The sequence below is a fragment of the Capnocytophaga periodontitidis genome, from assembly GCF_016126015.1.
GTDB classification, from domain to species: Bacteria; Bacteroidota; Bacteroidia; order Flavobacteriales; family Flavobacteriaceae; genus Capnocytophaga; species Capnocytophaga periodontitidis.
Genome location: NZ_JAEFDB010000006.1, coordinates 163,183 through 170,180 on the forward strand (window position 1 = coordinate 163,183; position 6,998 = coordinate 170,180).

At 40.1% G+C, this 6,998-nt stretch carries 4 protein-coding genes; 2 read left to right on the top strand and 2 right to left on the bottom strand.

Going from position 1 to position 6,998, the window contains the following annotated elements; translation table 11 throughout:
- Positions 1 to 3 precede the first annotated feature (3 nt).
- Positions 4 to 2,595 (top strand): thrombospondin type 3 repeat-containing protein, encoded by a 2,592-nt coding sequence (locus tag I7X29_RS10230; RefSeq protein ID WP_198474469.1) that lies wholly within the window; start codon positions 4 to 6, stop codon positions 2,593 to 2,595.
- 13 nt (positions 2,596 to 2,608) lie between these two features.
- Positions 2,609 to 3,541, top strand: a complete 933-nt coding sequence (locus I7X29_RS10235) for a PorP/SprF family type IX secretion system membrane protein (protein ID WP_198474471.1) — start codon at positions 2,609 to 2,611, stop codon at positions 3,539 to 3,541.
- Positions 3,542 to 3,559: 18 nt separating this feature from the next.
- Here I7X29_RS10235 and I7X29_RS10240 read toward each other — a convergent pair whose 3' ends face one another.
- Both I7X29_RS10240 and I7X29_RS10245 read right to left on the bottom strand, forming a co-directional pair.
- The gene (locus I7X29_RS10240) at positions 3,560 to 4,432 is read right to left on the bottom strand and encodes a DUF4249 domain-containing protein (RefSeq protein WP_198474473.1); all 873 of its coding nucleotides are present in this window, start codon (positions 4,430 to 4,432) and stop codon (positions 3,560 to 3,562) included.
- 21 nt (positions 4,433 to 4,453) lie between these two features.
- Positions 4,454 to 6,826, bottom strand: a complete 2,373-nt coding sequence (locus I7X29_RS10245; protein ID WP_198474475.1) for a TonB-dependent receptor — start codon at positions 6,824 to 6,826, stop codon at positions 4,454 to 4,456.
- Positions 6,827 to 6,998 lie beyond the last annotated feature (172 nt).

Here is a 6,998-nt window from a genome sequence, read left to right on the forward strand (position 1 = left end):
AAGATGAGAAAATTTTTAATCCTTTTTTTATTTTGCTTCCTATGGGTAGGGCAAGCTAAAGCACAGAGTTATTGGCGCAAAACCAATTTCACTACCCAGCGTGGCACTCATTCCACCGACCCTTCTTTTCAGTATTTCACCTTGGATAAAGCAGCCTTTGCCCGTGTACTACAAGCAAGTGAAACGAGTCGAAGTACTGTTATCGTGACTATTCCTAATGCTGAAGGGAAGCTCATCAACTATTACATTACTCCCACACAAGTGCTCTCGGAAGCGGTAGCTCGCAAATTTCCTTCTATTAAAACCTTTGTGGGCAAGGGGGTAGACGATGCTACTGAGCACATCCGCTTTACGTGGAGTGATTACGGATTGGATGCTATTATGCAAAAGAATCTGCATTATAGTTTTGTAGAAGCTGAAGATCAAGAAGGAGTTCATTACAGAGTTTATAAACACGAAGATACCGAAAGACCTTTGGTAGACTGCAAAACTTTGGATGTACCAGCACTTGTAGCAGAAAGTCAAGCATTACAACGCGCTACTTTTTCAAGCGCTAATGTGCATCGCACTTTTAGAATTGCCATTGCTTGTACCTATTCATTCACCACATATTTCAATGGAAAAGCAGCCGCTTTTGCACAGATTGTCAATATCTTAAACAAAGTGAATGAAGTGTATGGACAACAGCTTTCCATAGCCTTTCAGTTGGTTTCAGACGATAGCATCGTTTTTGATAATAAAAATACAGACCCTTTTAAGGATATTGAATACAAATATTGGGAATATAGATCTGATGTATTACAACAAGTACTTGATGATAAAATAGGTAGTGCTAGCTATGATATAGGGCACTTATTCCACAATGGTAATGATGGTGGCAATGCAGGTTGCATAGGTTGTGTGTGTGAAAGTGGTGAAAAAGGACAAGCTTTTTCCTCTTATCCATTTGGAAGAAGAGGAATCCTTAACAGTGCTTTTGCCATAGATGTAGTCGCTCACGAAATAGGACATCAAATGGGAGCACGACATACTTTTTCATACCGCAGAGAGTTAGGCTCTGGCTCACAAATGGAACCAGGAAGCGGCACTACCATAATGAGTTATGCAGGTGTTAGCCGCGATTACGACGTGCAACAACACGCCGACCCTTATTTACACCACCGCACTGTGTACGATATTACAAATAACCTGCAAAGGAAATCTTGTGCTACTGAAAATTCTACAGGTAACACACCTCCTGAAATCCCTAATCTAAAAAGTTATACCATTCCGTATAGCACTGCCTATTTATTAGAAGGCACTGCTACCGATGCCGATGGCGATGCGCTATTGTATACGTGGGAAGAAAGTGATAATTACACTGAATCTGGCAACTATTATTTTTCACCTACGATGCGTTCGGGAGCTACAGCCCGCTCTATGAAACCCTCTGCACAATCGTATCGTTATATACCTCGCTTAGAGCGCATTGTAGCAGGTACACTCACCCAGCAAAACCCCAGAAAAGGAGATGCTTGGGAAACAGTTCTCAACATTGGGCGTACCCTTCATTGGACGTTTATGGTAATCGACCGTCCTTTGGCAAGTAATCAAACGGGAAATACTGTTTATAAAACCATTGAGGTTGTAGTAAGTGCCGATGCAGGCCCTTTTAAAGTAACTTCTCACAACCAAAATAGCACTTGGATTGTAGGACAGAAAGTAAAGATTGAATGGGATGTTGCCAATACCGATAAAGCCCCCGTATCGGTAAACAAAGTGAAAATACTCTTTTCTACTGATAACGGAGCTACTTTCTCACATACTTTGGCTACTGGCTTACCTAATAATGGCAAAGCTGAAGTAACTATACCTGCAAATATAAAAACTACTCAGGGGCGTTTTATGATCAAAGCTGAAGAGAACATCTTTTTAGCAGTAAATGCGGGAACTATTACTATAAAAGAAGATGAAGATACCGATGGTGATGGTATAATGTCCAGCGTCGATAACTGTCCGTTTGTAGCGAATCCCGACCAAAAAGATAGCGATGGCGACGGCATAGGTGATGCTTGTGACGATGATATAGATGGTGATGGCATTCTCAACGCATTCGATAATTGCCCTACCGTGTCTAACACTACCCAACAAGACCTCGACAACGATGGTATAGGTGATGCTTGTGATAACGATATCGATGGTGATGGCATTCCTAACGCTCAAGACAACTGTCCGCTGATTTACAACCCCGATCAAGCCGACCTCGACAGTGATGGTATAGGCGATGCTTGTGATGATGATATTGATGGGGATGGTATCCCCAATAAAGAAGACCCTCAGGTAGATTACGTACTCATTTCCAACGCCTTTACTCCTAACGGTGATGGCATCAACGATACTTATACGATTGCTCACGCCGAAAAATATCCTAACAACACTCTTTATGTATATAATAATTTAGGTCAGTTAGTATATGAAGCGAGAGGCTATAAAAACCAATGGGACGGCAAAATGTCTAACGGAACATTGGTAGCGCGAGGGTCGTATATAGCGATATTTAGCATCGATGGCTCTGACGAAAAACAAACTAAATACTGGATTTACATCAATTATTAGCAAAAGATAAACTATGAAAAAGATATTTTTAAGTGCTGCTTTATTGCTCGCTGGGGTAGCTCAAGCACAAACTATAGATCCCTCTTATATATTCTATTATCAGCACCAAAACTTGGTAAACCCAGCAGCTGTAGGGTTAGAGAGAGGTCACACCATTTCGGTGGATATACGCAACCAATGGCGCGGAATGACTGAAGCGCCTCAAACGCAAACTTTCTTCACCACTCACCGCCTTTCCGATCGCGTAGGGGTAGGACTTTCGCTTGCTAATAACAAAGTTTTTATACAGAAACAAGCCGGTATCTACGCCGATTTTTCCTACTCAATTCCTATTACTTACAACTCTAATTTAATAGGAGGTATAAAATTTGGGGGAGATTTTTTCAATGTAGATGGCAGTGATTTGCGCACCTACAATAATTTGTATAATATGTATTACCCTAATGGGAATCGTAAGCACCCCACTTACTACAACGACCCTTATTTGCAAAGTATTTCAGGGAAGTTTCAAACCAACTTTGGTGCAGGACTCTACTACGACCACCCTGATTTCTATATAGGTATGGCAATTCCTAATATGTTGGCTTCTGATAAAGTGCGTATGGATAATGAAGTAATGACTTCTATTGCCGATAATATGTTCTTCTATTCTATGGTGGGCTACTATTGGCGTGTAGCTACCGATTTCACTATAAAACCACGTTTCCAAACGCGATTTGGCAAAGGTGAAAAACCTTCTATCGACCTTACTATAGCAGGCAATTTTGCTAATCGCGCCGAATTAGGAGTCACTTATCGCACTGATAAAGCGGTAAATGCTTATGTATTCTTTGAAATTCCTGATTACTATGTAGCAATAGGTTATGGGTTTGAAAGTTACTTCCAAACCCATCTCAACTTGCAATCGCGTAACTCTCACGAGTTCTTAGTACAATTCAAATGGTAGTGTGAGCCACACGGGCGATTATTTTACTGTATATTGAAGTGTAGTGTATTGGGCAACACGAAAAGCACCAAGAGGGTTTTCGCGTTTGTTAGTTGTATTCACGATGTTGCCTATGGGGCGCGTAGGAATAGTAAATGGGCTTTGTCCTTCTGATAATCGAACGAGCATTTGCACAAACTCCTTATATTGAGGATGAATACGGTAGAGAATAATATTCACTACATCATCTTTTTTGAGTTTATTATCATTATCAACCCCTGTCATTACAAAGAAGAATTTATTATTAGCTATGTAATTATCGTCTAAGGTGCCATAAACTGTTTTGGAAATATTATTCTGTGCAATCTTAATTAAATAGGCATTTGCAACCCCATCATTGATACCATCAAAATAGAAACGCACCTCTTTGCGGTCTTTTAAAAAGCCTCCGTTTTCTTTCTGTACAATTCTGTTAGAAGGTATTATGGGGGCTTCAAGCATTTTATCTTTGGCGGTATAAGTTTGCCCGTTGAGTTCTACAATCAATTCATAGTTTTTGCCTAACTCAGGGGTGATACCCGCAGGAAATACATAACGACTACCTCCTTTTAATTCAGGTAGATTATCGGAAGTGATAGTTGTGGTACCATCCCAAAGGGTAAGACTGTAGGTTTGGGTACCCGAAACTATCTTCACCACTGCATTATCTATCGCAGGTGAGTGCGTTTCACCAAAATAAGGTTCAGTATAACTGATATCGACTATTGGGTAGGCTTTGGTTTCTCCTTTTTTCCAGTCGAGAGCTGCATCAATCACTAATTTCTTAGGAGCAGTATCTAAATTCAAATCAATAACTTCTTCGCAAGAAGTTAAAGCAAAGGTACTGAGGAATATGATATAAAGGTTTTTCATTTTATTCTACTATTTATAGGATTAGAAACTAAAGTTATAAGTTATACTAGGTATGATACCAAAGATGGAGAGCTTCACTGCTTCATTTTTATGAGTATCTTCGTTTTCACGGAAAGAAACACTTACGGCATTTTTGCGGTTATACACGTTGTACACACCAAACACCCACTCACTTTTCCAGCGTTTTGCTCTATCCGATTGTGGAGTATAGGTAGCCGATAAGTCTAAGCGGTGATAAGTAGGCAAGCGGTATTCGTTGCGCTTGCTATAATCGGGGACAGTTTGTCCTAAGTAAGAATAACGCCCTACAGGGTAGTTTGCAGGCAAACCCGATTGCAAGTTGAATATAGCCCCAAACGTCCATTTAGGTGAAAGTTCGTAAGTAGCTGTAATAGAAAGGTCGTGAGGCTTATCATAAGGAGCATTATACCAATCGCCGTAGTTGATACCTATTTCTTCAGGGGTACGCCCTTTGGTTTGCATTTCCGATTTAGAGAGTGTATAGGCAATCCAACCGGTAAGTCTACCTGTATTTTTACGCAAGAGCACTTCCAAGCCATAAGCTCTGTTTTCTCCTGAGAGCAACACACGTTCAATAGCTTCGTTAGCTATTAGGTTTGCCCCATTGATATAATCCAAACGATTTTGTACCTTTTTGTAGTAAGTTTCTACCTCTATGCTGTATTTATCGTCAAAAACATTAGAAGCATAGCCTAATGCCACTTGGTCGGCGATTTGAGGTTTGATAAACTCATCGCTGGGCGCCCAAACATTCAAAGGTGAGGGAGAGGCAGTGTTAGAAATCAAGTGTACATATTGGGCAGTGCGCGCATAACTCGCTTTTACTGATTTGGTATCGCTAAAAGCATAACTCATTGTAAAACGCGGTTCAAAATTAGAGTACAAATCGATAATGCGGTTACTGCCGTAGTATTTAGTACCTATAGCAGTACCTTGGTAGTACACTTGTCGGTTAGCATTGTAGCCCACGGGATTGTCATTAGGATAAACATTCACAGTGCGTTTGCCCAAACTGTAGAAATTGCTAAAGCGCAAGCCGTAAGACACCGTAAGAGCTTCAGCTAATTTTTGTTCTACATCGGCATAAAAGCCCATTTCGGCAGCATAGCGATGTTCGAGTATGCGTTCTTTGATAGTAGAAGCTGAGGTTTTAGGCACAATTTTTCCTGGTTTGAATATGTAGTACAAGCCCTGTACTCCGTAAGTAAGTTTGAATTTTTCGGAAATATAGTTTTTGAAGTCGTATTTGAGGTTAAAATTCTCAATTCCCGACGTCCATTTCATATCAATAAAACTAAAATCAAACTTATAGTCGTAGTTGCTGTAGATAGCCGAGAGGTTAGAGAAGAGTTTATCGGTAAACAAGTGATTCCAACGCAAGTTTACTAAGGCATTGCCATAAGTATTGGTGAGGTTCTCAGTAAGTACAAAATTATCCCTACCAAAATAACCTGAGAGATAGAGCGCATTGTTTTGGTTGAGTTGATAGGAAAGTTTGGTATTGAGATCATAGAAATAAGCTGAATTTTCGTTATCGCTCAATTTGAGAAAAAGATGAGCATAAGAAGCGCGCCCTCCTACTAAAAATGAGGCTTTGTCTTTCACAATAGGACCTTCGGCAAGCAAGCGTGAGGAAAGTACCCCTATACCGCCAGTCGCTGCAAATTTATTTTTATTACCTTCTTTTTGATAAATATCTAAAACTGAAGCTATACGTCCACCATAGCGCGCAGGAATTCCGCCTTTGTAGAGCTTCATATCGCGCACGGCATCGGCATTGAAGACACTGAGGAAACCAAAGAGGTGAGAAGCATTAAAGATGGTAGCCTCATCAAGGAGTACCAAGTTCTGGTCGGCAGCGCCACCACGCACGTTAAATCCTGAGGAAGCCTCGCCTGCATTGCTCACCCCAGGCATTTGCATTAAGGTTTTGATAATATCTACCTCACCTACAAGCACAGGAAGTTTCTTGACGGTAGTAATAGGAATGGTAGCTACACTCATTTCGGGTTTGCGTACAGCCGCTTTAGGAGCAGAATGCGCATTGAGTTCCACGCCTTTAAGCTCTATAGCCTCAGGTTTTAGTTTATAGTCTCTACGGATATTTTTGTTAAGCTCTATGGTTTCTTGGTGAGTACCAAAGCCTATATATTCAATCACGATAGTATATTTACCTTCGGGTAAAGTGATAGAATAGAACCCATACTCATTCGTAGAAGTACCCGTATGGAGTTCTTTGACAATGAAGTTTACCCCTAATAATTTTTCACCATTAGAAGCATCGGAAATAGAGCCGCTAAGAGTGTACTTGTGTTGTGCAAACACAGCGGTTGTTACTACTAAAAAAAGTAGCAATAAGCACTTTTTTTTCATAAGATAATTTTTATTTTTTCAGGGGCAAAGATACAAATAAAAACTTTTGATACAAAATAAGTTTCTATTTCTCTATACCAAAAGAAGTATTTTCTATACAAAAAAGTTAGCAATTAGTTTTACACTAACTGCTGCTTTCTATTTTCACTTGTTTTTTAGGGAATCTGTAAAT

What these genes read in the sequence shown, in the direction of transcription:
- I7X29_RS10230 (WP_198474469.1), top strand. Translation starts at nt 4, where the DNA reads ATGAGAAAATTTTTAATCCTTTTTTTATTTTGCTTCCTATGGGTAGGG.
- I7X29_RS10235 (WP_198474471.1), top strand. Translation starts at nt 2,609, where the DNA reads ATGAAAAAGATATTTTTAAGTGCTGCTTTATTGCTCGCTGGGGTAGCT.
- I7X29_RS10240 (WP_198474473.1), bottom strand. Translation starts at nt 4,432, where the DNA reads ATGAAAAACCTTTATATCATATTCCTCAGTACCTTTGCTTTAACTTCT.
- I7X29_RS10245 (WP_198474475.1), bottom strand. Translation starts at nt 6,826, where the DNA reads ATGAAAAAAAAGTGCTTATTGCTACTTTTTTTAGTAGTAACAACCGCT.